At 72.1% G+C, this 25,127-nt stretch carries 25 protein-coding genes; 15 read left to right on the top strand and 10 right to left on the bottom strand.

Annotated features, from left to right (window positions below):
* Positions 1-115 precede the first annotated feature (115 nt).
* The gene (locus ACIBK1_RS02875) at positions 116-553 is read left to right on the top strand and encodes a CBS domain-containing protein (RefSeq protein ID WP_030511955.1); all 438 of its coding nucleotides are present in this window, start codon (positions 116-118) and stop codon (positions 551-553) included.
* A complete protein-coding gene (locus ACIBK1_RS02870; protein ID WP_396731832.1) occupies positions 550-1,836 on the top strand; it encodes an ArsB/NhaD family transporter in 1,287 nt (428 codons plus the stop codon). Before ACIBK1_RS02875 ends, ACIBK1_RS02870 begins: the two co-directional genes overlap by 4 nt.
* A gap of 108 nt (positions 1,837-1,944) precedes the next feature.
* Here the strand turns inward: ACIBK1_RS02870 and ACIBK1_RS02865 are convergent, their stop codons facing one another.
* Complete coding sequence (locus tag ACIBK1_RS02865; RefSeq protein ID WP_396731829.1) at positions 1,945-2,304, bottom strand: hypothetical protein; 360 nt, start codon at positions 2,302-2,304, stop codon at positions 1,945-1,947.
* Positions 2,305-2,493: 189 nt separating this feature from the next.
* Here ACIBK1_RS02865 and ACIBK1_RS02860 point away from each other — a divergent pair, with 189 nt between their 5' ends.
* Both ACIBK1_RS02860 and ACIBK1_RS02855 read left to right on the top strand, forming a co-directional pair.
* Positions 2,494-2,757, top strand: coding sequence for a hypothetical protein (locus ACIBK1_RS02860; RefSeq protein WP_030511952.1), 264 nt, complete (start codon positions 2,494-2,496; stop codon positions 2,755-2,757).
* 108 nt (positions 2,758-2,865) lie between these two features.
* Complete coding sequence (locus tag ACIBK1_RS02855; protein ID WP_030511951.1) at positions 2,866-3,336, top strand: MarR family winged helix-turn-helix transcriptional regulator; 471 nt, start codon at positions 2,866-2,868, stop codon at positions 3,334-3,336.
* 9 nt (positions 3,337-3,345) lie between these two features.
* On the opposite strand, the gene ACIBK1_RS02850 is transcribed toward ACIBK1_RS02855, so the two are convergent.
* A complete protein-coding gene (locus tag ACIBK1_RS02850; protein ID WP_396731826.1) occupies positions 3,346-3,684 on the bottom strand; it encodes a hypothetical protein in 339 nt (112 codons plus the stop codon).
* Between the two features lie 181 nt (positions 3,685-3,865).
* Here ACIBK1_RS02850 and ACIBK1_RS02845 point away from each other — a divergent pair, with 181 nt between their 5' ends.
* The gene (locus ACIBK1_RS02845) at positions 3,866-4,699 is read left to right on the top strand and encodes an alpha/beta fold hydrolase (RefSeq protein ID WP_030511949.1); all 834 of its coding nucleotides are present in this window, start codon (positions 3,866-3,868) and stop codon (positions 4,697-4,699) included.
* A gap of 130 nt (positions 4,700-4,829) precedes the next feature.
* Positions 4,830-6,251, top strand: a complete 1,422-nt coding sequence (locus ACIBK1_RS02840; protein WP_231514170.1) for an alkaline phosphatase PhoX — start codon at positions 4,830-4,832, stop codon at positions 6,249-6,251.
* 63 nt (positions 6,252-6,314) lie between these two features.
* Here the strand turns inward: ACIBK1_RS02840 and crcB (ACIBK1_RS02835) are convergent, their stop codons facing one another.
* The 3 genes from crcB (ACIBK1_RS02835) to crcB (ACIBK1_RS02825) are packed head-to-tail and all read right to left on the bottom strand — an operon-like array spanning position 6,315 to position 7,560.
* Positions 6,315-6,686, bottom strand: a complete 372-nt coding sequence (gene crcB / locus ACIBK1_RS02835) for a fluoride efflux transporter CrcB (protein ID WP_030511947.1) — start codon at positions 6,684-6,686, stop codon at positions 6,315-6,317.
* Positions 6,683-7,036, bottom strand: coding sequence for a DUF190 domain-containing protein (locus tag ACIBK1_RS02830; RefSeq protein WP_030511946.1), 354 nt, complete (start codon positions 7,034-7,036; stop codon positions 6,683-6,685). Before ACIBK1_RS02830 ends, crcB (ACIBK1_RS02835) begins: the two co-directional genes overlap by 4 nt.
* The gene (crcB, locus tag ACIBK1_RS02825; RefSeq protein WP_396731822.1) at positions 7,033-7,560 is read right to left on the bottom strand and encodes a fluoride efflux transporter CrcB; all 528 of its coding nucleotides are present in this window, start codon (positions 7,558-7,560) and stop codon (positions 7,033-7,035) included. Before crcB (ACIBK1_RS02825) ends, ACIBK1_RS02830 begins: the two co-directional genes overlap by 4 nt.
* 384 nt (positions 7,561-7,944) lie before the next feature.
* Between crcB (ACIBK1_RS02825) and ACIBK1_RS02820 the strand changes: the two genes are divergently transcribed.
* The 7 genes from ACIBK1_RS02820 to ACIBK1_RS02790 all read left to right on the top strand — a co-directional run bounded on the left by ACIBK1_RS02820 (position 7,945) and on the right by ACIBK1_RS02790 (position 16,633).
* Entirely contained in the window at positions 7,945-9,285 is a 1,341-nt protein-coding gene (locus ACIBK1_RS02820; RefSeq protein ID WP_396731819.1) for a hypothetical protein, read from the top strand.
* Between the two features lie 38 nt (positions 9,286-9,323).
* Entirely contained in the window at positions 9,324-11,159 is a 1,836-nt protein-coding gene (locus ACIBK1_RS02815; protein ID WP_396731816.1) for an AfsR/SARP family transcriptional regulator, read from the top strand.
* Positions 11,160-11,362: 203 nt separating this feature from the next.
* Entirely contained in the window at positions 11,363-11,575 is a 213-nt protein-coding gene (locus ACIBK1_RS02810; RefSeq protein WP_036409041.1) for an aroma-sacti cluster domain-containing protein, read from the top strand.
* A complete protein-coding gene (locus ACIBK1_RS02805; protein ID WP_396731813.1) occupies positions 11,572-14,682 on the top strand; it encodes an AAA family ATPase in 3,111 nt (1,036 codons plus the stop codon). The genes ACIBK1_RS02810 and ACIBK1_RS02805 overlap by 4 nt, the downstream gene beginning before the upstream one ends.
* Positions 14,679-15,620, top strand: a complete 942-nt coding sequence (locus tag ACIBK1_RS02800) for a S8 family serine peptidase (RefSeq protein ID WP_396731810.1) — start codon at positions 14,679-14,681, stop codon at positions 15,618-15,620. Before ACIBK1_RS02805 ends, ACIBK1_RS02800 begins: the two co-directional genes overlap by 4 nt.
* The gene (locus ACIBK1_RS02795) at positions 15,607-16,233 is read left to right on the top strand and encodes a GAF domain-containing protein (protein ID WP_051762674.1); all 627 of its coding nucleotides are present in this window, start codon (positions 15,607-15,609) and stop codon (positions 16,231-16,233) included. Before ACIBK1_RS02800 ends, ACIBK1_RS02795 begins: the two co-directional genes overlap by 14 nt.
* A 115-nt stretch (positions 16,234-16,348) precedes the next feature.
* Positions 16,349-16,633: a DUF1540 domain-containing protein gene (locus ACIBK1_RS02790; protein ID WP_363527803.1), complete on the top strand. Its 285-nt coding sequence runs from the start codon at positions 16,349-16,351 to the stop codon at positions 16,631-16,633.
* Here the strand turns inward: ACIBK1_RS02790 and ACIBK1_RS02785 are convergent.
* The 5 genes from ACIBK1_RS02785 to ACIBK1_RS02765 all read right to left on the bottom strand — a co-directional run bounded on the left by ACIBK1_RS02785 (position 16,614) and on the right by ACIBK1_RS02765 (position 22,918).
* A complete protein-coding gene (locus tag ACIBK1_RS02785) occupies positions 16,614-18,446 on the bottom strand; it encodes an IucA/IucC family protein (protein WP_396731807.1) in 1,833 nt (610 codons plus the stop codon). The two genes, ACIBK1_RS02790 and ACIBK1_RS02785, sit on opposite strands and share 20 nt — an antisense overlap.
* Positions 18,443-19,015 (bottom strand): GNAT family N-acetyltransferase, encoded by a 573-nt coding sequence (locus tag ACIBK1_RS02780; protein ID WP_396731804.1) that lies wholly within the window; start codon positions 19,013-19,015, stop codon positions 18,443-18,445. Before ACIBK1_RS02780 ends, ACIBK1_RS02785 begins: the two co-directional genes overlap by 4 nt.
* Positions 19,012-20,307, bottom strand: a complete 1,296-nt coding sequence (locus ACIBK1_RS02775) for a lysine N(6)-hydroxylase/L-ornithine N(5)-oxygenase family protein (protein WP_396731801.1) — start codon at positions 20,305-20,307, stop codon at positions 19,012-19,014. Before ACIBK1_RS02775 ends, ACIBK1_RS02780 begins: the two co-directional genes overlap by 4 nt.
* Complete coding sequence (locus ACIBK1_RS02770) at positions 20,294-21,805, bottom strand: pyridoxal phosphate-dependent decarboxylase family protein (RefSeq protein ID WP_396731798.1); 1,512 nt, start codon at positions 21,803-21,805, stop codon at positions 20,294-20,296. Before ACIBK1_RS02770 ends, ACIBK1_RS02775 begins: the two co-directional genes overlap by 14 nt.
* 87 nt (positions 21,806-21,892) lie before the next feature.
* On the bottom strand, positions 21,893-22,918 hold the full coding sequence (locus tag ACIBK1_RS02765) for an ABC transporter substrate-binding protein (RefSeq protein ID WP_030511934.1): 1,026 nt from the start codon (positions 22,916-22,918) through the stop codon (positions 21,893-21,895).
* A 131-nt stretch (positions 22,919-23,049) separates the two neighbouring features.
* On the opposite strand from ACIBK1_RS02765, the gene ACIBK1_RS02760 reads away from it, so the two are divergent.
* On the top strand, positions 23,050-24,081 hold the full coding sequence (locus ACIBK1_RS02760) for a FecCD family ABC transporter permease (protein ID WP_396733123.1): 1,032 nt from the start codon (positions 23,050-23,052) through the stop codon (positions 24,079-24,081).
* Positions 24,078-25,118 (top strand): FecCD family ABC transporter permease, encoded by a 1,041-nt coding sequence (locus ACIBK1_RS02755; protein ID WP_396731795.1) that lies wholly within the window; start codon positions 24,078-24,080, stop codon positions 25,116-25,118. Before ACIBK1_RS02760 ends, ACIBK1_RS02755 begins: the two co-directional genes overlap by 4 nt.
* Positions 25,119-25,127 lie beyond the last annotated feature (9 nt).

Here is a 25,127-nt window from a genome sequence, read left to right as displayed (position 1 = left end):
ATGCGGGGCGTGCCGGGAAGTCTGGTCGGCGAAGGGGTCCCCCGTATCCGGGGGACCGTATCGGCGACCGGAAGGCAGACGTGAGCACAGCCGCACGTGGCAGGCAGGTGAGAGCATGCGTGCCCGAGATCTCGTGATGCCGTTCCCCACCGTGGAGCTCGACTCCCCCGTAGCCGACGCCGCTCGCCTCATGGCCGAGCGCGAGCTGCCCGGACTGATCGTGCTGGACGAGCGCGGAGCGCCGGTGTCGATCCTGCCGGGCACGCAGGTGCTGCGCCTGGCCGTGCCCCGCTACTGCCAGGACGACCCCGCGCTGGCCCGGGTGATCGACGAGGCGCACGCCGACGCGTTCGTCCGCGCGCTGGGCGAGCGCACGGTGCGCGAGGCGCTGCCGGAACGGCCGCGCGAGCTTCCGGTGACCGATCCCGACGCCACGCTCCTGGAGATCGGCGCGCTGATGGCACGCACCCGCAGCCCCCTGGTCGCCGTGCTCGACGGCGGCCGCCTGCTGGGCGCGGTCACGCTCTCCGCGCTGCTCAAGCGGCTCGCATGACGGTGACCGCGTGGGTGGCGGCGATCGTCTTCGCCGCCACGTACGTCCTCATCGCCAGCGAGAAGGTCCACCGGGTCAAGGCCGCGCTGGGCGGCGCCGCGATCATGCTGCTGGTCCACGCGACCGCGGCCGGCTCCGCGTTCTTCTCGCAGGAGTCCGGCGTGGACTGGAACGTCGTCTTCCTGCTGCTGGGCATGATGATCATCGTCGGGGTGCTGCGGCAGACCGGCGTGTTCGAATACCTCGCCATCTGGGCGGCCAAACGGGCCAGGGGACGGCCGTTCCGGCTCATGGTGCTGCTCCTGGTGATCACGGCCGCCGCGTCGGCGCTGCTGGACAACGTCACGACCGTGCTGCTGATCGCGCCCGTCACGTTCCTCGTCTGCGAACGACTCGCACTGCCGGTCGCGCCGTTTCTGATCGCCGAGGCGATGGCGTCCAACATCGGCGGCACCGCGACCCTCGTCGGCGACCCCCCGAACATCATCATCGCCTCCCGCGCCGGGCTGACCTTCAACGACTTCCTCGTCCACCTCACACCGCTGGTGATCGTGCTGACGGCGGTCTTCATCGGACTGTGCCGGCTGCTGTTCCGCAAGGCGTTCCGGTACGACCCCGAGCGGGCGGCCGAGATCATGCAACTGGACGAGCGGGCGGCCATCGAGGACAAGGTCATGCTCGTGCAGAGCCTGTCCGTGCTCGGCGTGGTCATCGCGGCGTTCGTGCTGCATCCGGTGCTGCACTACGAGCCGTCGGTCGTGGCGCTGCTCGGGGCGGGGCTGCTCGTGCTGGTCACCAAGATCACCACCGACGACGCGCTGCGCGAGGTGGAGTGGCCCACGCTGGTGTTCTTCGCCGGGCTGTTCGTGATGGTCGGCGCGCTCGTCGAGACCGGTGTCATCGCCCAGGTGTCGCAGGCCGCGGCGGAGGCGACGGCCGGGCGGCCCGGCGTGACCACCATGGTCCTGCTCTGGGCGTCGGCCGGGCTGTCGGCGATCGTGGACAACATCCCGTATGTCGCCACGATGAGCCCGATCGTGGCCGACCTCGCGCAGCACGTGCCCGGCGACCACAACGTGCTGTGGTGGGCGCTCGCGCTCGGCGCGGACCTCGGCGGCAACGCCACCGCCGTAGGGGCCTCCGCCAACGTCGTCATCCTCGGCATCGCCGAACGCAACGGCACGCGGATCAGTTTCTGGCAGTTCACCAAATATGGCCTGGTGGTCACCGTCGTCACGGTGGCCCTGTGTGTGCCCTACCTCTGGCTGCGTTACCTGCTCTGAGGCCTGCGCGGTCGCCCGTACGAGCCCTGGCGCGAGCCCCGGCACGAGCCCCCGCGCCGGGCCCGGTCAGGCCGCCTTATCCACAGCCTGTGGACAAGGCGGACTCGGTCATTCGTGGAGCGTCTGGCCGGCAGGGCGTCGCCGTCCCAGGCGACGGCCGGTCTCCTCGATCACCTCTCGCAGGACCGCCGCGAGCTCAGGGCGCTCCGTCAGGGCGTTCTCGATCCGGGCGCGCCAGGCGCCGACCTCGGCGGACAACGCGTCCCCACCTGGGGCGCGGGGGTCCTGCACCGGCCGGGCCTCCTCTCGCTGGAGGCGCAGACGAGTGCGGGTCAGGTCCTGCTCGTACGTCTGCCCGAGACGTTGTGCGAGCGTCTCACCGAGCCACCAGTAGGCGTCGGCCGTCGCAGCCGCGACGAACACCCTGGCGCTCTCCCACGCCACACGTTCCCTGTGGATGACGGCCACGCCATGACGGTACGTCCGAACGTCACGGTGGGCAATGGCCGCCTCGCCGTCGGTTTTTGCCGGGCTTTTGGGGCCTCGCCGGGCGCGCCCTGAGTTTGTCGCAACCTGCGCACGGATACGAAGAGTGATGATCGAGCACGGTGAGTTATATCTGAGATGAGGAATCTAATGCACCGCCCTATTCGTCTTATGTCCCTGGCCGTCCTGACCTGCGCGGGCCTGCTCGCCGCCGCCCCCGCCTACGCGGGCTGCGGGTGTGACGCGCCGAAGGCCGCCACGCCCGCGACCGCCGCCGTGGACCTCGGCGCGAGGGCCGACGCGGGCCTCAACGTGGGCCTCGGCCTCGACGTCGCCCTCGGCCTGGACCTCGGTCTCGGCCTGAACGCGCAGGCCGGCGCCCGCCCGGGGACCATGAGCTGCGGCAAGCCCACGGTGCTGCGCCGGTGCCGCTGACGGAGCCGGCGTGACCCGGCCGGCGCCGGGTCACGCCACCCGAAAAAACCTCGTGCACGATTGGACCGTTCACGTGCAGATGGCGGCCGAGGCTTCTAGAGTGGGAAGATGACCGGCACCACGAGCGAGCGGTTTCCCCGCGTCCTCGACGACAAGATGTGCTTCGCGCTCTACGCCGCCTCCCGCGCCGTCACCGCCCTCTATCGACCGCTTCTCGACGAGATGGGTCTCACGTACCCGCAGTTCCTGGTCCTACTGGTGCTGTGGGACGGCCCCGAGGAGGGCGTCACGGTCAAGGAGCTCGGCGGGGCGCTGCACCTCGACTACGGCACGATGACGCCACTGCTCAAGCGCCTTGAGGCGAACGGCCTGCTGCGCCGGGAGCGCCGCGTCGACGACGAGCGCACGGTGCAGATCACGCTGACCGAGAAGGGCGCCGAACTGCGAGGGCGCAGCGACGGCATCTTCGCCTCCGTCGGTGACGCGATGGCGCTCGAACCCGAGGAGTTCGCCCGCACCCTCACCACACTGCGCCGCCTGACCGCGAACGTCACCACCCACGCCGACCGGCGAGGCTGAGGGCCGCCCTCACCGCTCAGCCGGCAGATCCCGCGATGCCGGGCGCCCGAGCGTCCGCTCAAGGGCGATACGGGTAAGCCAGCCGAGGGCGGCGGTGAACAGCGGCGGCCACGCGATCGGGCCGAACGAGTAGGCGACCAGCACCACGAGCGGGATCCACACGCGGTGGACGGCCTGGTAGAGCACGCCGGGCGGCCGAACTCCGGCGAGCCGCGCGAGGTCGATCAGCGCGAAGAACACGAGTGCGGCGACGGTGGTCGGCACGCCGTACTTGACGCTCTCGAAGACCGCGAACGCGGCCAGGAAGAGCGCGAACGCCCCCCAGCCGATCTTTCGCAAACCGGCCACCGCCCTTCGCCATGGGCCGCGGCGCGACCTGCACATCCGTGATCTTACTCGCCTACCCCTCTGCGAGCCCATCGAAAGCGATTACCTTGCGCACAACTTAATTGTGCCCTAGTCTCTGGGGCGTTCGAGGAAACCGGTTGCAAGGCCGGGGTCACGCACTGGAGATCAGAAGGAGCGCGTCATGGCGTACATCACCGTCGGCCAGGAGAACAGCACCGACATCAACCTCTACTACGAGGACCACGGCAGCGGGCAGCCCATCGTGCTCATCCACGGCTACCCGCTGGACGGCCACTCGTGGGAGAAGCAGATCCCCGCCCTGCTCGACGCCGGCTATCGGGTCATCACCTACGACCGCCGCGGCTTCGGACAGTCGAGCCAGCCCACCGTCGGCTACGACTACGACACCTTCGCCGCCGACCTGAACACGCTGCTGGAAACCCTCGACCTGCGCGACGCGATCCTCGTCGGCTTCTCCATGGGCACCGGCGAGGTCGGCCGCTACCTCGGCACGTACGGCTCGGCGCGGGTGGCCAAGGCGGCGTTCCTGGCCTCCCTCGAACCGTTCCTGCTCAAGACGGAGGACAACCCGGAGGGCGTCGACGGCAGCGTGTTCGAGGGCATCATCGAGGCCGTGACCAAGGACCGCTACGCCTACTTCACCGACTTCTACAACGCCTTCTACAACACCGACGAGAACCTCGGCACGCGCCTGAGCGAGGAGGTCGTCCGGGCCAGTTGGAACACCGCCGCGGGCGCCTCGTGGTACGCCTCGTCCGCCGTCGTCCCCACCTGGCTCACGGACTTCCGGGCCGACATCCCCAAGATCGACGTGCCGGCGCTCATCGTCCACGGCACCGCCGACCGCATCCTGCCCATCGACTCCACCGGCCGCCCGTTCCACCGGGCGCTTCCCCAGGCCGAGTACGTCGAGATCGAGGGCGCCCCGCACGGTCTGCTGTGGACCCACGCCCAGGAGGTCACCGACGCGCTCCTCGCCTTCCTGGCGAAGTGACCCGCGGGCGGGGTCTGCCGTCCTGAGATCGTTGTCGCGTGTTCACCCCCACGTCCGGTGCGCGGAAGGAGGGGTTCACGACGAGGAAATGGGATCACCTGGCCTGCCGTATGCACCGAAAGGTACGCCTGTGAGTTCCTCCCTCTCCCGTCGCGATCTCATGCGCTCGGCCGCCGCCGGCGGCCTCGGCATCGTCATCGCGGGCAGCATCGAGGCCATCGCCGGTCCCGCCGCCGCCCAGGCCGCCCAGGCGGGTGCCGGCAAGACGACCGGGTATGGCCCGGTCGTCGCCGACCCCGCCGGTCTGCTCGCCCTGCCCGCGGGCTTCTCCTACAAGATCGTCGCTCAGGCCGGCACGACGGTGCTGGAGTCGGGTGAGCCGACCCCCAGCGACGCCGACGGCACCGGCTGCTTCCGCGGCCGTGACGGCTGGGTGCTGGTGAACAACCACGAGATCGGCGGCGACGAGCCGTACGGCGTGCCCGCCCTGCCCGGGCTGACCTACGATCCGGGCGCGAAGGGCGGCACGACGACCATCGAGGTCGACAGGGACGGCAACCGGGTCCGCGAGTACGTCAGCGTGGCCGGCACGCACAACAACTGCGCGGGCGGCATCACGCCGTGGGACACCTGGCTGACCTGCGAGGAGACCGAGCAGCGGGCCGGCGGAGCCTTCCAGAAGGACCACGGGTACGTCTTCGAGGTGGACCCGTTCGACCGCGAAGCCAACACGAACCCGGTGCCGCTGAAGTTCCTCGGCCGCTACTCGCACGAGGCCGTCGCGGTCAATCCGCGCAACTCCGAGATCTACCTGACCGAGGACGCGAGCGGCCCGAACGGCCTGTACTTCCGCTGGACGCCGCCCCACGGCTTCCACGGCCGCAAGGGGGCCCTGCGTGCGCTGGCCCTCGGCCCCGGCGGCGACACCGCCGGGAAGCTGCAGGCCATGCGGTGCCGCAAGGGCAGCAGGCACATCGCCGACCTGTCCGAGGCGACCCAGCCGGGCACCCGCTACAAGGTCGAGTGGGTCGACGTGCCGGACCGGGACGCCAAGACCACCTCGGTGCGCAAGCAGTTCGCCGACGACCAGGTCACCCGCAGCCGCAAGCTGGAGGGCGCCTGGTGGGGCGACGGCGGCGCGTACTTCGTCGCCAGCTACGCCCGGCACGACGACGGCAGCGTCAACGAGCACGACGGCCAGGTCTGGTTCTACGACCCCGAGTCGGAGACCGTCACACTGAAGACGATCTTCGGCGTCAACCCCGACCCGGAGCAGGACACGAACTACGACGGACCGGACAACATCACCGTCTCGCCGTACGGCGGCGTCATCCTCGCCGAGGACGGCGAGGGCCTGTCGCACCTGGTCGGCGTGACCGACAAGGGCGCGCCCTACCCGATGGCCCGCAACGAGCTCAACGACAGCGAGTTCACCGGCCCGACGTTCAGCGAGGACGGGCGCATCCTGTTCGCCAACATCCAGACCCCGGGCTACGTCTTCGCGATCACCGGTCCCTGGACCCAGAAGCACGGCGGCCACGGGCACCACTGACCGGGCACCACTGACCCACGGGAACACCCGGCGAGCCTTCCTGCCCGCCGGGTGTCACGTGTCTCAGGCGAGGAGGGCGGCCAGCGCGAATCCGGCGGCCGCGGCGAGGACGCCGAGGACCAGGCTACCGAGCGCGTTGAGCCCGGCCTCCAGGACCGAGCCCTCCTCCAGCAGCCGTACGGTCTCGAAGCCGAACGTGCTGAACGTCGTGAACGCGCCGCAGAAGCCGGTGCCGAGCAGGGTGACGATCGCGGCGGGCAGCCCGAGGTGATCGTGGGCGCCGAGCAGCAGCCCGAGCACGAACGACCCGGACAGGTTGACCGACAGCGTGCCCCAGGGGAACACGCTGTCGTGCAGGCGCTGCACCAGGCGGTCGGCGAGATAACGGGCGGGAGCGCCGACGATGCCGCCGAGGAAGACGAGCAGCACGGTCACGACTCGGCCCGCCCCGGCTCGCGCCCCACGTAGCGATAGACCTCCACGGGATCGACGATCACCAGGCCCTCGGTCACCAGTTCGTCCAGTTCCGCCACGAACGCGCTGATCCTCTCCGGGACGTCCACGATGACGACGGCGATGGGCAGGTCCTCGCTGAGCGACAGCAGGCGGCTGGTGTGGATGCGCGAGGAGGCGCCGAATCCCTCGATGCCCCGGAACACGCTGGCCCCCGCCAGGCCCATCCGCCGCGCGCGGTGCACGATCTCGGTGTACAGCGGCCGGTGCCGATACTGGTCGCTCTCGCCTATCAGGATCGTCAGCCGCTGCGCGGGGCCGTGCAGTCTCATTCGCCCCTCCTCCGGCGCCGTACGGGGAGGCCCGCCAGGGCCCGGGCGAGGACGATGCCGCACCAGACCGCGACCAGTCCGGCGACCAGGCTGGCCGCGGCGTACGCCCCGGCCACCGGCCACGCGCCGAGCGACGACCTGTCCACGATCTCCACGCTGAAGGTGGAGAACGTCGTGAAGCCGCCGAGGACGCCGACCCCGAGGAACGGACGGACGTAGCGGCGCGGCGGCCAGACGTCCAGGACGAAGACCATCAGGAGCCCGAGCGCGAAGCAGCCGCTGACGTTGACGAGGAACGTCCCCCAGGGGAATCCGGTGGCCGGCGCGGGGAAGGCCTGGCCGACCAGATATCGGGCCACGGCGCCGGCTCCGCCGCCGATCGCGATCACGGCGAGGATGTCCCAGGTCCGCGCACGGGCCGGGGGCGCCGACGGACGGAACATGTCCGGTTCGTGACGGAGGTCCACATCGGGGTCGATCGGCAGATCCGCCTCTTCCCGATCGCCGTGTACGCGCCGGCTCACCCCGTCCTCCTCACCTCGCCACCCGGCCTGCCGCCCTGTCCGCCGCCCGGCCTGTCCGCAGGTCCGCGCGACGGTCGAGAAGGGGAGCGGATTCCGCACGAGTGCATCCCAGTTTAGGTGCCGCACCGGAACGGCCCATCCGGACCGTCGTGGTCGCCGGGGCGGCGATTCGCGATCAGCGGCAGACGCCCCTATTCATGAATTGCTGACGACCACAAATTAAAGGTCGGGACAGAACGACGGGCAGGGCTTCCGGTAGTCACCGCTTTCCGGACCCGTATCCCCGGTGACCTGCATGAATGAAACTCCTACATATCGCGATAAATTCAGCAATCAATCATAATAGGGTTCTATTGACAGCAAACCGGGACGACCATTTGACTGGTGGGATATGGGCGTGATCACGAAAAAGAGGCCGGTGGAAGCGGCACCGGCGCACGGCGACGGATCGGGATCGCGCACGGCTGCGGTCTCGCCTTGCTGAGCGCCGCCGGAGTCCCGGGCCAGGCCGGACTCGGCTCGTCGTGCGGCCCCCACGTCACCGTCGACCTGCGCGGATCGCCCGGCTCGGTGTCGTGGCGGCTCCCGGAGCCCGGACCGGCCACGGACGCCACGCCCTGCGTCGTGCTGGCCGACCGGGCGGGCTGCGCCGAGTTCGCCGTCCTCCAGGACACCCTGCATCACCTGGGTGTGCCGAGCGTACGCGTCGACGCCGAGAGCGTGGCCGCACTGCGGCTGTCCGCCACGCTTGCCGCTCCCGCCAGAGCGCACAGGCCCACGGAGGACAGGCCGGCGGTGGACAGGTCGGCGGTGGACAGGCCCACGACGGACGGCGCACCGGCCGGGAGCGGCGGGGTGGCCGGAGGGAGGCCGTGTGCCGTGCTCGATCTGGACGGCCGCCGGATCGCTCCGACCGTCGTCTGGGCGCGGCACTTCTCCCCCCGGGCCATGCCCGCGTCGGCGAGCGCCGCGCAGACCCTCCTGCGGGCCGAGTCCTGGCACGCGGTCGTCCGCCAGCTCTGCTCGCTCGCGCCGGCGAGCCTGCCCGGCAACCGTCCCGGCCGCCTGGAGCAACTGGAAGGCGCGGCGGCGGCCGGCATCCGCGTCCCCCGCACGATCGTCACCACCGACCCGGCCGGGGCCGCCGCCGCGATGCCGGGCCGCAGGGTCGTGGTCAAGGTCGTCGGGGAGCACTTCGTCGAGACCTCCCCCGGGCTCCTGACCGGGGTGCTCCCCGAGATCGCGGCACGTGCGGAGGTCCTGCGCCGGCCCGCCCTCGACTATCCGGTCATCGTGCAGGAACACGTCGAGCACGACGCCGAGCTGCGGGTCTACCACGTCGCCGGGGCCGTGCACGCCTACGCCGTCGGCAAACGCGCCCCCGACTCGCCGTGGCGGGAGGCGGCCGAGGTGACGGTCACGCCGGTCGCCGCCCCGCCCGCGGTCGCCGACGCCGTACGCGGGCTCGCGAGCCTGTGGGGGCTGACCTACGGCGCCTTCGACCTGCTGCTCAGCGCGGGTGAGGTGGTGTTCCTCGAAGTCAACACCGACGGCGACTGGCGCTGGTTCGAGGCGAAGGCCGGCGGGCGCCCGGTCTCCACGGCCGTCGCGCTCGCGATCAGGACGCTCCACCTGACGGCCCTGGGGAGCGCCGGACCTCCGTCGCCGCCCGAACTCGTCGACTTTCTCCTGCTCGGCACCCGGACACTCGGCTCCGGCCGATGACCGAGGTCGCCACACCGGCCCGGACCAAGGAAAGCGCCATGGGTGACGTGAGCTCGCCGCGACTGCACTGTTCCGTACTCGGCTCGCTGGAGGTCCGCGTCGCGGGCCGAAGGGCCGTCATCGGCGCTCCGAAACAGCGGCTCCTCCTGGCGATACTCCTGTGCCACGCGAACGCGGTCATCCCGTCGGACCAGCTGATCGACGCGTTGTGGGGCGAGACCCCGCCGCGTACGGCCCGCAAGAACCTCCAGGTCTACATGTCCGCGCTCCGCAAGATCGTGGGCGACCGCATCAGCTTCCAGGGCTGGGGCTACCGCATCAGCGCCGATCGCGAGGAGCTCGACCTGCTGCGCTTCCTGGAACTGGGCAGGTCGGGGCGGGCCGCCGTCCGGAGCGGAGACCTGGCCACCGCCGCCGCGCTGCTGGGCGACGCCGTCCTCCTGTGGCGGGAACAGCCGCTTGAGGAGTTCTGCCGTGTCCCGCTCGTGGCCGCCGAGGTGGGCCGATTCACCGAGCTCTACCTGTCGGTCTACGAGGACTGGGTCGAGCTGGAGATCGAGCTGGGCCGCTGCGTCGAGGCCCTGGGCTCCCTCGACGTCGTCGCCGCGCGGTTCCCCGCCCGCGAGCGCATCGCGGCGGCCAGGATGACCGCGCTGTCGCGGTGCGGGCGGGCGGCGGAGGCCCTGGCCCACTTCGAGGGCCTGCGCCGGCACCTCGCCGCCGAGATGGGCATCGATCCCAGCCCGGTGATCAGACAGCTCTACCAGGCCATCCTCCGCGGCGACGGGCCCCCGCCCGCGCGTCTTCCCGGCCTGGCCGGCGTCGCCCGCCCCCGGCCCGTACGCGCCCTCGCGAACCGGCTGCCCCGTGACGTCGACGACTTCGTGGGCCGGGAGGAGGAGGTGCGGCGCGTCCTGGACGAGCCCGCGGCCGTCACGGTGATCGCGGGCGGGCCCGGCACCGGGAAGACCGCCCTCGCCGTGCACGTCGCGCACATGCTGGCCCCCCGCTATCCGGACGGCGCCCTGGTGATCGCCTTACGGCGCCACGGTGTCCCCCGGCCGGCCGCGGACGTCGAGAGGGAGATCCTGGAGGGCGTCGGACTGGAGGTCGCCGGTGTGCGCGAGGACGACGTGCTGGCCTCCGTCTGGCGGTCGTGGCTCGCCGACCGGAAGGTCCTGCTGGTCCTCGACGACTCACCGGACGAGTCGAGCGTCCGCATGCTGCTCCCCGGCACCACGTCGAGCAGGGTGCTGGTGACGAGCCGGAGCAGGCTCAGCGGGCTGGAGTCGGTGGCCAGGATCTGTCTGGAGGACCTGTCCACGAGTGAGGGCGTCGAGTTCCTGAGCCGGTTGATCGGCCGCGACCGGGTGGCCGGGGACCTGCCCGCCGCGCTGCGGATCTTCCGCAGGTGCGGGCTGTCGCCTCTGGTCCTGCGCCTGCTCGGGGGCCGCCTCGCCGGGCTGCGGCACCTGCCGATCGGCCTGCTGGCGGAGCGGCTGGAACGGACCGAGAACGTGCTGGACGAGTTCGTCGCGGGGGACGTGTCGCTGCGCCGGCGGTTCGAGGAGTCCTACGCCGACCCGGCGTGGCCGCACCGCGCCGCGTTCCTCGCCCTGGGCGCGCTCGACGGCCCGGTCTTCGGGCACGAGGAGCTCGTCACGGCGCTGGACGGCACGGAAGGGCCGGGCGAGCGGGTCATCGAGTCCCTGCTGGAGGCGGGTGTCCTGTCGATCCCTCGGATCGAGACCGACGCCATCGAGACCGACGCCATCGAGACCGACGCCGAGGTGGCCGCCCACTCCCTGACGTACGCGATGTCACCGCTCGCCCACCGGTTCGCGGCCGAGCTCGCCCGGAGTGGGAACCGCTGAGGGCGGGAGCCGGCTCGCTCCGCCCGGCGGCCGCGTCCCGTAGGGGCGCGCGGTATGGGGCCGGTATGCGCGGCCCGGCCAGGCCCGATCGGGGTCAGTATGGCGTCGGCATGGCGTCGCCATACTGCCCCTGAACCCTCCGTACCTACCGTTGGCGGCGTACCACTGTGGCCGACAGGTCCCGCACGACCAGGAGGTTGCCGATGAACAGCCGCGAGGTTCAGGGCGGGCCGGCGCCGTTCGACCCGTTGACGGCCCTGCGCGAGGCGGGCCACCCGGTGGACCTGCTCAACGAGCGGCAGCGGCAGGTGTTCGCCGAGCTGAGCAGGCCGGAGGTCGAGCTGCTCAACTCGATCAAGACCCGTCTGGACGCGGCGGCAGGCGAGGTCGAGGGACAGGAGCTGAAACTGGTATGAGCACGCGGGCGGCCCGCCCTGCGCGCCGGAACGTCGTCGTCGTCTTCATCGACCTGGTCGGCTCGACGGAGCTCGCAGAACGGCTCGATCCCGAGCTTCTCCGGGACGTGCTCGACCGCTACTACCAGGCGTGCACCTCCGGCATCGCGGAGCACGGCGGGGTGGTGGAGAAGTACATCGGAGATGCGATCATGGCCGCCTTCGGCATCCCCGCCGGCCGCGAGGACGACGCGCTCCGGGCGGTGCGCGCCGCGCACGCCGCGCTGCAGCGGGTGCGCGAGCTGAGCGAGGACCTCGCCCCCACGCACGGCATCCGGCTCGACGTGCACTGCGGCGTGAGTGCCGGGGAGGCGGTGGTCATCGCCACTCCGGGAGCGGACCTGCGCGTCATCGGCGACACCGTCAACACGGCCGCCCGCCTGCAGTCGGCCGCGGGCGTCGGCGAGATCCTCGTGGGAGACGAGGTCGCGCGCATGGTCCGCGCCCAGGCGCGGCTCGAGCCCGTGCCGCCGCTCACGCTGAAGGGCAAGAGCAACCCCGTGCGGGCCTGGCGGGTGACCTCGCTGGAGCCGGACACCGGCCACGACGACGACCGGATCCCGCTCGTCGGCCGCACCGGAGAGATCGGGCGGCTGCGCGCGGCGTACCACGAGGCGGTGCGGGACCGCCGGTGCCGGCTGGTGACCGTGCTCGGCGTGCCGGGCATCGGCAAGTCCCGGCTCGTGCGCGACTTCGTCCACGAGCTGCCGGCCGGGGTCACCGTGCTCACCGGCCGGTGCCGCTCGTACGGCGTGGGGATCACCTATCGCCCCATCGTGGAGATGGTCGAGTCCCTCGGCGACGACTGGCGGGACCTACAGCCGGCGCTGGAGGAGTCGAGCCGCTCCACGCTGCGCGGCCTGGCGACCGCGGACGCCTCGCGCGCGCCCCGCACCGGGGAGGACGCGGGCGTCGAGGAGATCTCGCGGGCGGTGCGCGCGCTGTTGGAGTCGCTGGCCCGGCGTGGCCCGCTGGTGGCGGTCTGGGAGGACCTGCACTGGGCCGAGCCGACCCTGCTCGACCTGATCGACGACCTCGCGGCGTGGCTCGCCGACGTGCCCGTCCTGGTCGTACGGGTGGCCAGGCCCGAGCTGCTGGAGGCGCGGCCCTCCTGGGGGGACGACACGGACCGCGCCGCCGCGTTCGAGCTGGGGGCGCTCGACGCCGCACAGATGGAACGGCTGGTCGCCGAGCTGGCGGCGCATCGGCTGCCGGACGCCGAGGTCGTCGCGCACGACCTGGCCGCCGGCCCGGCCCTGTGCCGGCGGGTCGCGCGGAGCTCCGACGGCAACCCGCTGTTCGCCGAGCTGCTGCTGGAGACGCTGGCCGAGGAGGGGGAGGACGCGCCGCTGCCGCCCACCATCCAGGCGTTGCTCGGCGCGCGCCTCGACCGGCTCGACGAGGGGGAGCGCGACGTGCTCGAACGCGCCGCGACGATCGGGCACGTCTTCACCCGCGACCAGCTCGGCGTCCTGTGCGCGGCGGAGCCGCAGGCCCGGCTCGACGTCGACGAGCTGCTCGGGCGCCTGCTCCGCACGCGCATGGTCCGGCGTGGGGAGGCGCCGGGTTCGTTCCGCTTCACCCAGACGCTGACCCGCGACACGGTCTATGCCATGACCCGCAAGGACCTGCGGGCCACCTGGCATCTGGCCCTCGCCGACCGGATCGCCGGGCGGGCCGACCCCGCCGGGGACTCCGGCGCCGCCGTCTCGTCCCGTGCCGCCGCCTCGTCCCCTGACGGCGAGGAGAGCTCGCACGGCGACCTGGCCCATCACCTGGAGACCGCCTGCCTGCTCAAGCGCGAGGTGCGGCCGGACGACCCGCTGCTGCCCGCGCTCACGGAGCGGGCCGCCCGCGCCCTGGTGGGCGAGGGCACCCAGGCGCTGCACCGCAAGGACCTGCCCGCCGCCATCGGCCTGCTGGAGCGGGGACGCGACCTGCTGCCGGCCGGTCATGCCGAGCACCGGGTGCTGGCGGTGCGCATCTGCGACGCCGGGCTGGCCCGCGGCGAGGCCGACCGGCCGTACGACGCGCTGGACGTGGCCGAGCGGATGCTGCCGGACGATCGGCGCAACCGGCTCGTCTGCGCCATCCAGCGCGAGACCCTGGCGGCACGCTTCGGCGTCAGGGCCGCGTCGGCCGAGCCGTTCCGCGACCTGCTGGCCGCCGACCCCGGCGACGACCTCGGCTGGTGCCGTTTCCACCATCTGGAGGCGCTGGTGCGCATCGGCGAGGGCCGGTTCGGGGCGGCCGAGGCGGCGCTGCGCGACGCCCTGGCCCGGGCCCGCTCCCTCGGCGACAGATATGAGGAGAACCGCCTGCTCAGCGGGCTCTGCGAGCTGGCGCAATGGTCTCCCACGCCGCTGGCGGAGGGGCTGAGCCTGTGCGTCGGCGTGTCGGCCAGGTTCCGCGCCGACCGGGCGATGCTCCTGCCCGTCCTGGTCACCGAGGCGCGGCTGCTCGCGCTGGCCGGCTACGTCACCTCCGCCAGGGCCGTCCTCGACAAGGCCGACCGGTACGCCCGCGACCTCCACCTCGACCTGGCGGCGACCGCGGTCCTCCAGGTGCGCGGACTGGTGGAGTCGCTGGTCGACCGGCACGCCGAGGCGGAGGCGCTGTTCCGCAGGGCGGCGGCGGACCTGCATCGGGCGGGCCAGTCCGAGCCGGCCAGGACGCTGGAGCTCTACGCCGCACGCGAGCTGCTCCGGCAGGGGCGCCATCCCGAGGCCGCGCGGGAGCTGGACCGGCTGCGGGCCGGGGGCGGACGGCTGCAGGCCCGCGGCGAGCTCACCCTTCTCGCGCTGAGCGCCCGGGTCGCGTCCCTCGACGGCGACCACGGCGCGGCGGACGCCCTCGCGGCCAGGGCGGAGGATCTGCTGGCCCGCACCGACGACCCCTGCCTGCGCGGGGACGTGCTGGCCGACCTGGCGGTGGCGCACCGCGCGGCCGGGCGCACCGGCGCGGCGGACCGGGCCGCCGCCCGCGCGCTGGGCGACTACGCGGCCAAGGGAGCGGAGCTGCCCGCCCGGCGCGTACGCCGGTGGATCGAGGAGGAGAGGCGACCGTGACGCAGCCCCCATGGCGCCGGGAGCGGCGTGAGCACTTCCCCGGCGTGCCGGCCTGGAGCCTGGCGACCTCCCGGCTGGCTCCGGAGGAGTTCGGCGTGAGCCGACTGGAGGACGTCACCAGGGAGTGGGCCTGGGGTGGTGACGGCACAGGTGGTGACGGCACAGGTGACGGCACGGGAGTCGACAGCACCGGCGACGGCGTCGCGGGCCGCGCCGACGGAGCGGGCGTGCGCGTCTGCGTGCTCGACACGGGCGTGGACGGCGGTCATCCGCGGGTCGGCGGCCTGGAGCGGTCGCTGGTGGTCGCCGACGGCGAGGACCTGACGGTCGTCGACTGCGACCCGGTGGACCCCGTGGGACACGGCACCGCGTGCGCGGGGGTGATCCGCTCGATCGCCCCGGCCGTCTCGCTGACCTCGGTGCGGGTGCTGACCGACGGGCGCTCCGGCAGCGGCGCCGCCCTCCTGGCCGGGCTGCGCTGGGCCGTCGAGGAGGGGTTCGACCTCGTCAACCTCAGCCTGTCCACCACCAGGAGCCGCTATCTGCCCGAGCTGCACGAGCTGGCCGACCGCGCCTACTTCCGGCGCTGCCTGCTGGTGGCCTCGGCCCACAACATGCCGGTGGTCAGCTTCCCCTGGACCTTCTCCTCGGTCATCTCGGTCGCCAGCCATGACGAACCCGACCCGATGACCTATTACTACAACCCCGCGCCACCGGCCGAGTTCCTCGCCCGGGGCGTCCGGGTGCCGGTGGCCTGGCGTCGCGGCCGGGAGATCCGCAGCACCGGGAACAGCTTCGCCGCTCCGCACATCACCGGGATCTGCGCGCTCATCCTGAGCAGGCACCGGTGGATGACCCCCTTCCAGCTCAAGTCCGTGCTCTACCTGGCCGCCAGCAACGTCGTCGTATCCAAAGGAGGCGCGCATGTCCGTGCATGAACGGCGCTCCGACAGCGAAATCACCGAGCGCAGACTGCTGCAGTCCACCGTCGAGGTCGCCCGGCACGTCTTCGACTCGGCCGCGGCCTCGGTCTTCCTCGTGGACCAGGAGACCGGCGACCTGGTCTTCGAAGCCGTGTCGGGCGAGGGGGAGCAGCACCTGGTCGGCACGCGCTTCCCGGCCGGCACGGGCATCGCGGGCTGGGTCGCGGCGAGCGGCCAGCCGATGATCGCCGACGAGGTGGCGGCGGTGCCGCAGTTCGCCCACGACGCCGCCGAGTCCACCGGCTATGTCCCGCACAGCATCATGGCGGCGCCGGTCATCCGGCAGGAGAGCTGCATCGGTGTGCTGGAGGTGCTCGACAGGTCCGCCACCTGGCGCGGGGACCTCGCCGACGTGGACCTCCTCGCCATGCTCGCCGCCCAGGCGGCGTACGGCCTGGATCTCCTGCTGCGGCTGCGGAGAGCCGAGACGACGCTCCCGGCCGCGCCCGGCGGCGACGACGTCCACGTGCTGCTGCAGCGGATCTCCGACCGGGTGCCGCGAGGCGGCGGGGCCGCCGACCCGACCGCCCTGAAGCTCCTCGCCGTGGCCGAGGAGCTGCTGCACTAGATCGTGTCCCCTGGCGTGGCTTGGCCGAGTCTGGGATCGCGGCGGAGATTGCCGACCTGGTCGAAGGCGGTATTAGCCAGGACGAAAGCCACGATCGTCAGGGGGACAGCCGCTCATGGAGATGCCCGTAGTCAACCGTTGCGAGGCCACCTCGTGCGCCTACAACCGCGACGGCAGGTGCCACGCCACCGCCATCACGGTCGGGGACGTGTCCCACGCGCACTGCGACACGTTCTTCACCGCACCCACCGCGGGAGGCGACCAGGAGACCGTGGGCCGGGTGGGCGCGTGCAAGATGTCCGACTGCCGGCACAACGTGTCGCTGGAGTGCCAGGCGCCCGGCATCGACATCGGCTACGCCCGGGACGAGGCCGACTGCCTCACGTACGCCCCGGCGTAGCGCCTCCGCCCTCAAGACGAACCGGAGCGAAGCGGGCGATGGGGTTGACCAGCTCGCCGGCCATCTGCTGCGCGGCCGACGGGTCGGTCAGGTCCACCATCTGCCGGTTGTTCCGCAGTTGCAGGCGGTTGAGGCACGACAGGGCGAACGTCTCCGCGAACAGGTCGTGGCGCCGGAACCGGTCCGCGAGGTGCGGGACCGACCGCTGGTAGGCCGTCGCGCACTCGGCGACGGTCCGCCAGAAGACGTCCTCGTCCAGCACGCCGTCCGTGGCGAGCACCGCGTTGAGGAAGCGCAGGAAGCAGTCGAAGACGTCGGTGAAGATCGACAGCAGCCGGTGGTCCTCGGGGACCTCGGCGCGGATCCGCCGGACCTCGGGCGGCAGGTCCGCGGCCGGGTCCATGACCACGATCTCCTCGGCGATGTCCTTGAAGATCACCCGTTCCACCGCACCGCCGTCCAGGACCAGGATGACGTTCTCGCCATGCGGCATGAACGCCAGGTCGTAGGCGTAGAAGGCGTGCAGCAGCGGCACGAGGTACGCGTCGAGATAGCGCCGCAGCCACACCTCGGGGGCGAGGCCCGACTGCTCGATCAGCGCCGCCGCGAACGACCGCCCCGCCTCGTCCCCTGACCCTCCAGAGGAAACGTGGAGCAGGGAGGCCATGGTGGCCAGGCGCCGGCCCGGTTCCAGGCCCGCGACCGGGCTCTCCCGCCACAGCGCCGCCAGCATCTTCCGGTAGGGCGAGTAGCGATCGGTGGCCGCCTCGAACCGGCGGTTGCGGTAGCCGACGGCCGCCCGCTCACGGATGATCGTCAGGCGGGTCGCGCGGAGGACCTCGTCGTCCCTGATCAGGTCGGCGAGCCAGTCGTTGATCGCCGGAGTGCCCTCCATGTACGCCGCCGACAGACCTCGCACGAAGCCCATGTTCAGCACCGACAGGGCCGTCTTGACGTAGTGCCTGGACGGCTCGCTCGCGTTGAAGAACGTGCGGACCGACTGCTGCGCGAGGTGCTCGTCGTCGCCGGGGCCCAGGCAGACCAGCCGCCGCTCGGCGACCTCCGCCGCGAACGTCACCGAGATCCGGTTCCACCACTGCCAGGGGTGCACCGGCACGAGCAGATAGTCGGCCATGTCGAGCCCCAGGCCCGCCAGCGTGCCCGCGAAGCGCGCCAAGACCTCCTCGCCCAGTTCGCCCCGCATGAGCCGTTCGTAGTCGATGTCGCGCGTGCAGGTGAACGTGGCGTGGTCGCGATGGGCGGCCAGCCAGATCAGCCGTACGGGTGCGGCGGCCTCGGGAGCGTAGCGGTGGTGGTCGTCGATGCCGTAGCCGATCCTGCCGCTGTTGGCCACGAAACACGGGTGGCCCTCGGTCATGGCGGCCTCGATCTCCTGGAAGCCGGCCCTCGTCAGCTCGGCCGTGCCGACCGGCGGCCGGCTCAGCTTGTACGCGAGGCTCGCCAGTGTGGAGGTGATCTCCTCCAGGTAGACCGGGAGGATCTCGTCGCTCAGCCCGAGCGTGCCGCGCATCTCGGTGACGAACTCCAGCGCGTCGAGCGGCAGGGGCTCGCCGGAGGGCCCGTGGCGGGTGACCTCGCCGATATGCCAGTGGTGGAGGGACATGACCGCGGCGGTGAAGCGATACTCCACCTCGCCGGAGTCGCCGCGCACGGCCCACCGCCCGTCGCCGAGCGGCTGCGGGGTGAGCAGCCGCTCGTGGGCGAACTCGGCGAGCGCCTTGCGCACCAGCCGCCGGTTGGCCTTCTCCCAGGTGGCGGGGGTGAGATGGGAGACCGCCTGGACGGGATTCACGCCGTCGCCTCCCGGGTCGCCGCGAGGAACCGCTCCCGGGTGCAGACGCTCAGCAGGGCGTCCTTCTCCGGCTTGGCGACGGTGCCGACGACCTCGAAGCCGACGGCCGTGTTGAGCGCGTGCACCGCCGTGTTGCGCACGTCGGGCTCGACCACCACCCGCCGGGTCGCGGGATCGGCGAACAGCAGTTCCATGACCGTGGTGATCACGGCACGGGTGAAGCCGTGGATCGGGGTCTCGGCGGGCGCGCACAGGAAATGCATGCCGGCGTCGCCCTCCTCGGCGTCGTAGAGGCCCGCCAGCTCGACCCGGGCGGGGTCGTAGCGCTCGGCCAGGAAGGCCGGGCGGCCGTTCACCAGACCGAGGAACGCGTCCCGGTGCGGGTGTTCGACGATCTCGCGATACTCCTTCTCCACCCGGGTGACGTCGGCGTCCTGCATCATCCAGAACACGGCCTTGGGGTGGGTGACCCAGGCGTGCACGGTCTCGGCGTCGGCCGCCGGGTCGAGGCGGCGTACGGCGAGCTCGCCGACCCGGTCGTCGGCGCGGCGGAAGAGGACGTCACTCATGCGACCACGCCCTCGGGCGCGCCGAACTCCTGGAAGGCGATGGTCTTCTCGATGGGGTAGTGCTCCCGGCCGAGGATCTGGCCGATGATCCACGAGTTGCGGTAGGGGCCCATGCCGAGGTCGGGGGAGGTCACGCTGTGGGCGTGGGTGGCGCCGTTCTGCACGAAGATCCCGCGGCCGGTGACGTCGACGCTGTAGTTCCTGGCCACGTCGAACCGGCCGTGCCGGTCCCACCGGATCCGGTCGCGCACGGGTTCGAGGAAGTCCGGGGGCGTGTAGCGGTAGCCGGTGGCCAGCACGAGGCCCTGCGTGACGAGCGTGAAGTCGCGCTCCTGCTCCACGTGGCGCAGCCCGAGCGTGTATTCGCCCCGGCCGGCGTCGTAGGCCGCCTCGCGCAGCTCGGTGCAGGTCAGCAGCCGGGTTGGGATCGGGCCGTCGACGGTCTTCGCGTAGAGCAGGTCGAAGATCTCGTTGATCAGCGCCGCGTCGATGCCCTTGTGGAGGCCCTTCTGCTCGCTTTCGAGGCGATATCGGGTGTCCTCCGGCAGCGCATGGAAGTAGTCCACGTACTCGGGCGAGGTCATCTCCAGGGTCAGCTTGGTGTATTCCAGCGGAAAGAACCGCGGGGACCTGGTCACCCAGTTCAGCCGGTAGCCGCGCGCGTCGATGTCGGCCAGCAGGTCGCGGTAGATCTCCGCGGCGCTCTGCCCGCTGCCGACGATCGTGATGCTCTCCTTGGCCTGCAGCGCGGCCTTGGCGTCGAGATAGCCGGTGTTGTGCACGAGATCGCCGCCGAGGTCGCGGCAGGCCTCCGGCACGTACGGCGGGGTGCCGGTGCCGAGCACGAGGTGCGGGGCCTGGTGCTCGGTCTCCTCACCGTTCTCCGTCACCGCGCGTACGACGTAGTGCCCGTCGGCCTCGTCGTACGCCACCGAGGTCACGCGGTGGCCGAAGCGGACGCTGCGCAGCCGCGCGGCGGCCCACCGGCAGTACGCGTCGTACTCGGCGCGGAGCTGGTAGAAGCTCTCGCGGATGTAGAAGGGATAGAGCCTGCCGGTCTCCTTCAGGTAGTTCAGGAAGGAGTACGGCGAGGTCGGGTCGGCCAGCGTGACGAGGTCGGCGATGAACGGCGTCTGCAGCGTCACGGAGTCGAGCATCATCCCGGGGTGCCAGGCGAAGCCGGGCCTCGCCTCCAGGAACACGCCGTCGAGCTCGGCGATGGGCTCGGCCAGGCAGGCCAGGCCCAGGTTGAAGGGCCCCAGCCCGATCGCGACGAAGTCATGAGCAGACATGCGTCATCTCCGGGTGGTCGGCGAGCGGGGCGAGGTCGTCCACGTACCGCTGGGCGTGTCCGGCGAGGAGGTCGAGGACGTGTGCGACGTCGTCCAGCGTGGTCTCCGGGTTGAGCAGGGTGAACTTCAGGTAGTGGCGGCCGTCGACCGTGGTCCCCGCGACGACGGCCTCGCCGGAGGCGGCCAGCGCCTCGCGGGCGTGCAGGTTCGCGTCGTCGGCGAGCTTGCGGCCGACGCCCCCGTGCTGCAGGTGATCCGGCGGCAGGTAGCGGAAGACCAGCGTGCTCAGCGGCGACCGCGTGACGACCTCGAAACGCGGGTCCGCCGCGACCAGGGCGTGCGCCTCCGCGGCGCGGTCGACGACCTCGTCGAACAGCTCGCCGACCGCGTCCGGGCCCATGACCCGCAGCGTCAGCCAGAGCTTGAGCGCGTCGAAGCGGCGGGTGGTCTGCAGGCTCTTGTCCACCTGGTTGGGGATGCCCCGCTCGGCCATCCGCCGAGGGTTGAGGTAGTCGGCGTGGTGGGCCGCGTGCCGCAGCACCGCGCCGTCGCGCACCAGCACGGCACTGGAGCTGACCGGCTGGAAGAAGGACTTGTGGAAGTCGACGGTGACCGAGTCGGCCCGCTCGATCCCGTCGAGCAGGTGCCGCCGTCTGCGGGAGACCAGCAGCCCGCAGCCGTAGGCCGCGTCCACGTGCAGCCACACCCCCGCCGCTGCGCACAGGTCGGCGATCTCCGGCAGGGGGTCGATGGAGCCGAAGTCGGTGGTGCCCGCGGTGGCCGCCACGGCCATGACCACCAGTCCGGCGCGGCGGCAGCGGTCGAGTTCGCGGGCGAGCGCGGCCGGCCGCATCCGCCGTTCGTCGTCGGTCTCCACGGTGACGACGGCGTCAGGCCCGAGGCCGAGCAGATTCGCCGCCTTGCGCACGCTGAAGTGCCCGGCCTCTGACGTGATCACGCGCAGCCGCGCCGGCGGGGCGTCCGTACGGGCCTCCTCGCGCGCGAGCAGCAGGGCGTGGAGGTTCGACTGCGTGCCGCCGCTGGTGAAGACGCCGTCGGCGGCGGGGCCGAAGCCGATCCGGCCGGCCGTCCACTCGATCAGGCGGCGCTCGATGAGCGTGCCGCCCGCGCTCTGGTCCCAGGTGTCGAGGGAGGAGTTCACCGCCGACAGCACCACCTCTCCCAGCAGCGCGGGGATCACCACCGGGCAGTTGAGGTGGGCCAGGTAGCGCGGGTGGTGGAAGTAGACGGCGTCACGCAGGTAGACCCGTTCGAGCTCGTCGAGGGCGGCGGCGTGATCGTGCAGCGGCCGTTCGAGGTCGATCGCGGCGATCTCCGGCGCGAGCCGTTCCGGGGACACGCCGCTGAACGGCCGGTCGGCGTGCCGGATCCGATCGGCCACCCGCTCGGTTCCCTCGGCCATCGCCCGCCGGTATCCCTCCACCGTGCGGTCGTTGAACAGGTACGGTCGCGCGGCCCCGGCATGGGGATAGGTCATTGTCATCCTTACCGCTAGGAGTTAGGTTAGGCAAACCTAACTATTGGGAGTCGACACGTGTCCCCGGGTGATTTCTCCGACGTGGGGTCAGCCGAGCTTCTTGGCGTTCCGGATCGCCGAGGCAAGGTTCTCCAGGATCGGCGCGGCTCCGGCGTACGAGAAGCGCGGCACGGGATCCCAGCCGATGACCTGGTCGGCCTTAACGGCGGGCAGCGTGCCCCAGGACGGCTTGGACGTCAGGTCCTTGAGCTGCAGCGCGGTGCTTCGGTTGTCGAGCAGGATCAGGTCGGCGTCGTACTTGTCGGCGTTCTCCCAGCTCAGGTTCTCGTAGTAGCCGCCGTCGCCGGGCTTTTCCGGCTTGACCACGTCGACCCCCAGCTGGGTGAAGTACATGAGGTCGGTGTTGACCTCCGGGTTGGAGACATACAGCACGTCGGGGCTGCCCGAGGCGGCCAGGACCTTGATCCCGGGGTTGTCGGCGACCGCCTTCCGCACGCTCTCGGCGGCGGCCTCGAACCTGGCCTTGGCCTCGGCGACCTTAGGAGCGCCGAGGTCCGCGCCGAGCGACTCGGCGAGGGCGGCGTACCGCTCGATCGGCTCGGTCATCGGCACACGGGCCACGCTGACGGCCACGGTCGGGGCCAGCTTGACGATCTTGTCCTTGCTCTCGTCCGGGACGTACCACAGGGCCCCGGGGTCGTACATGTGCGTGACGAGAAGGTCGGGACGCAGCGCGGCGTACTTCTCGATGTTGAACTCGCCCCAGACGTTGCCGAGGATCGTGACCTTGTTCACGTCCAGGTCGCCGGCCTGCGGGTCGGGCGAGCCGTCGGCGCGCTTGGTCTCACCGAAGACGCCCGCGACCTTCTGCTGCAGGCCGTAGTCGGCGAGCACCGCCGCCGTCCCGGTGAACGCCACGACCCGCGACGGGACGGCCGCGGCCGTGACCGCCTCCTTCCTGTCGTCCGTGAAGGACCACGATTTCGCGCTCTGACCTGCGGAGGAGGGCGCAGGATCGCTCGACCCGCAGGCGGCCAGCGCCAGGGTGAGCACGGCCGCTCCGCCCGCCGCGAAGAAGCCGCGACGTGACGTGGGGGAGTTCAGGTTTCGCACGGTTCGTCTTTCTCTCGCATGCCCCGGAGTCTTGGGGGCTGATCGTTAGTTAGGTTACCCTTACCTAAGTTCTTGTCCAGAGGGGTGATGGAAATCGCCCCCCGCCCCCACCGGAGCCGGTCGTGGTCGTCATGGAGTCCGCGCAGATCAGCGAGCCTGCGGGGCCGCCGCGAAAACGCGCGGAAAACGGCCGGCGCGCCGCGGCGCTGCTGGGCTCGGCGATCGCCCTGGGCGCCGTCCTCGTGCTCAGCCTCGGTCTCGGCGCCCGGCAGCTCTCCCCGGCCGAGGTCTGGCACGGGCTCGTCGACGCCGGCTCGGCCGCCTACACGGTCGTCCACCAGATGCGGCTGCCGCGCACCCTGCTCGGGCTGCTCGCCGGAGTCGCGCTGGGAGTCGCGGGCGGCGTCATGCAGGCGCTGACCCGCAACCCCCTGGCCGACCCCGGCCTGCTGGGGATCAACGCGGGCGCCTCGGCGGCGGTCGCCACGGCCTCCGGGATCTTCGGGGTGGCGACGTTCCAGGGCTACGTCTGGTTCGCCCTGGCCGGCGCGGCGGCCGTGTCCGTGCTGGTGTACGCCGTGGGCGGCGGGCGCGCGGCGACCCCGGCCCGGCTGGCGCTCGCGGGAGCCGCCGTCAACGCCGCGCTCTACTCGTACGTGAACGGGACGATGCTGCTCGACGCGGCCTCGCTGGAGACCATGCGCTTCTGGACGGTCGGCTCGCTGGCGAGCGCGCCGGGCGCGACCGCGGCCATGATGGCGCCGTTCATCGCGGCGGGCCTGCTGCTGGCGCTGGCCCTGGCCAGGCCGCTCAACGCGCTCGCGCTCGGCGACGAGTCGGCGCGCTCGCTCGGCGCGCATCCCGCCAGGGTCCGCGCGGGCGCCATCGTGGCGGTGACGCTGCTGTGCGGGGCGGCGACGGCGGCCTGCGGGCCCATCGTCTTCGTCGGGCTCATGGTGCCGCACCTCGTCCGGGCGCTGACCGGCCCCGACCAGCGCTGGATGCTCCCCTGCTGCGCGCTGCTCGCGCCCGTGCTGCTGCTCGGCGCCGACGTGCTCGGGCGGCTGGTGGTCAGGCCGGGCGAGCTGCAGGCGGGCATCGTCACGGCGGTGCTCGGCGGCCCACTGTTCCTGTACTTCGTGCGAAGGAAGGTCCGCGCATGACCGCCGTGAGGTCCATGCCCGTCCGAAGGATCGCCGGCGGCATGCCCCTGCGGTTCAGGGCCGTCGCCGTCGGAGCCGGCTGCCTGCTGCTCGCGCTCGGCTTCGGCGTGCTCGCGGTGGGCGGCGGCGACTATCCGATGAGCCCCTCCGACGTCGTCCGCACCGTCCTGGGCGGCGGCAGCCCGGCCGAGGACTTCGTCGTGCACGAGCTCCGGCTGCCCCGCGTGGTCACCGCGCTGCTCGTCGGCGCCGCCCTCGCACTGGCCGGCGCGGTCTTCCAGTCGCTCGTACGCAACCCGCTGGGCAGCCCCGACCTGCTCGGGTTCACCCAGGGCTCGTCGGCGGGGGCGCTCCTCGTGGTCGTCACGGGAGGCGGCAGCGCGGCGCTCGCGGGCGGCGCGGTGCTCGGCGGGATCGTCACCGGAGTGGTCATCTACGCGCTGGCCTGGCGCGGTGGCCTGCACGGCCACCGCCTCGTGCTGGTGGGCATCGGCGCCACCGCGATCCTCACCGGCGTCAACGGCTACCTGCTGACCCGGGGGCGGCTGATGGAGGCGGCGCGGGCCATGCTGTGGCTCACCGGGAGCCTGGACGCGCGCGGTTGGGAGGACGTCCTCCCGCTGCTCGCCGCGATGGCGGTGCTGGCGCCGGTGGTGCTGCTCGGCTGCGCGCGCCCGCTGGCCATCACGGAGATGGGCGACGACCTGGCGCGCGGCCTCGGGGTGCGGGTGCAGGGCATGCGCCTGGTGTTGCTGGGCGCCGCCGTGCTGCTCACGTCCCTGGCGGCGGCGGCCGCCGGGCCCGTGTCGTTCGTCGCGCTCACCGCCCCGCACCTGGCCAGGCGGATGACCGGGGCGCCCGGGCCGAACCTGCTCGCCGCGACGTGCACGGGCGCGGCGCTGCTGACCGGCGCCGACCTGGCCGCGCAGCGGCTGTTCGCGGGCCACCAGCTGCCCGTCGGAGTGGTGACGGGAGTGCTCGGCGGCGGCTACCTCGTCTGGCTGCTCGCCGCCCAGCGGAAGGCGGGACGGATTTGACCGACACGA

It is taken from the genome of Microbispora rosea (assembly GCF_044460045.1).
Classification (GTDB): domain Bacteria; phylum Actinomycetota; class Actinomycetes; order Streptosporangiales; family Streptosporangiaceae; genus Microbispora; species Microbispora rosea.
Note: the sequence above shows the minus strand (reverse complement) of the source record. Positions and strands in the feature narration are given on the sequence as shown.

Bases quoted from the DNA above. Each gene is read 5' to 3' on its own strand.
- ACIBK1_RS02875 (WP_030511955.1), top strand. From the start codon at position 116: ATGCGTGCCCGAGATCTCGTGATGCCGTTCCCCACCGTGGAGCTCGAC.
- ACIBK1_RS02870 (WP_396731832.1), top strand. From the start codon at position 550: ATGACGGTGACCGCGTGGGTGGCGGCGATCGTCTTCGCCGCCACGTAC.
- ACIBK1_RS02860 (WP_030511952.1), top strand. From the start codon at position 2,494: ATGTCCCTGGCCGTCCTGACCTGCGCGGGCCTGCTCGCCGCCGCCCCC.
- ACIBK1_RS02855 (WP_030511951.1), top strand. From the start codon at position 2,866: ATGACCGGCACCACGAGCGAGCGGTTTCCCCGCGTCCTCGACGACAAG.
- ACIBK1_RS02845 (WP_030511949.1), top strand. From the start codon at position 3,866: ATGGCGTACATCACCGTCGGCCAGGAGAACAGCACCGACATCAACCTC.
- ACIBK1_RS02830 (WP_030511946.1), bottom strand. From the start codon at position 7,036: ATGAGACTGCACGGCCCCGCGCAGCGGCTGACGATCCTGATAGGCGAG.
- ACIBK1_RS02815 (WP_396731816.1), top strand. From the start codon at position 9,324: ATGGGTGACGTGAGCTCGCCGCGACTGCACTGTTCCGTACTCGGCTCG.
- ACIBK1_RS02810 (WP_036409041.1), top strand. From the start codon at position 11,363: ATGAACAGCCGCGAGGTTCAGGGCGGGCCGGCGCCGTTCGACCCGTTG.
- ACIBK1_RS02805 (WP_396731813.1), top strand. From the start codon at position 11,572: ATGAGCACGCGGGCGGCCCGCCCTGCGCGCCGGAACGTCGTCGTCGTC.
- ACIBK1_RS02795 (WP_051762674.1), top strand. From the start codon at position 15,607: ATGTCCGTGCATGAACGGCGCTCCGACAGCGAAATCACCGAGCGCAGA.
- ACIBK1_RS02790 (WP_363527803.1), top strand. From the start codon at position 16,349: ATGGAGATGCCCGTAGTCAACCGTTGCGAGGCCACCTCGTGCGCCTAC.
- ACIBK1_RS02780 (WP_396731804.1), bottom strand. From the start codon at position 19,015: ATGAGTGACGTCCTCTTCCGCCGCGCCGACGACCGGGTCGGCGAGCTC.
- ACIBK1_RS02775 (WP_396731801.1), bottom strand. From the start codon at position 20,307: ATGTCTGCTCATGACTTCGTCGCGATCGGGCTGGGGCCCTTCAACCTG.
- ACIBK1_RS02770 (WP_396731798.1), bottom strand. From the start codon at position 21,805: ATGACCTATCCCCATGCCGGGGCCGCGCGACCGTACCTGTTCAACGAC.
- ACIBK1_RS02760 (WP_396733123.1), top strand. From the start codon at position 23,050: ATGGAGTCCGCGCAGATCAGCGAGCCTGCGGGGCCGCCGCGAAAACGC.
- ACIBK1_RS02755 (WP_396731795.1), top strand. From the start codon at position 24,078: ATGACCGCCGTGAGGTCCATGCCCGTCCGAAGGATCGCCGGCGGCATG.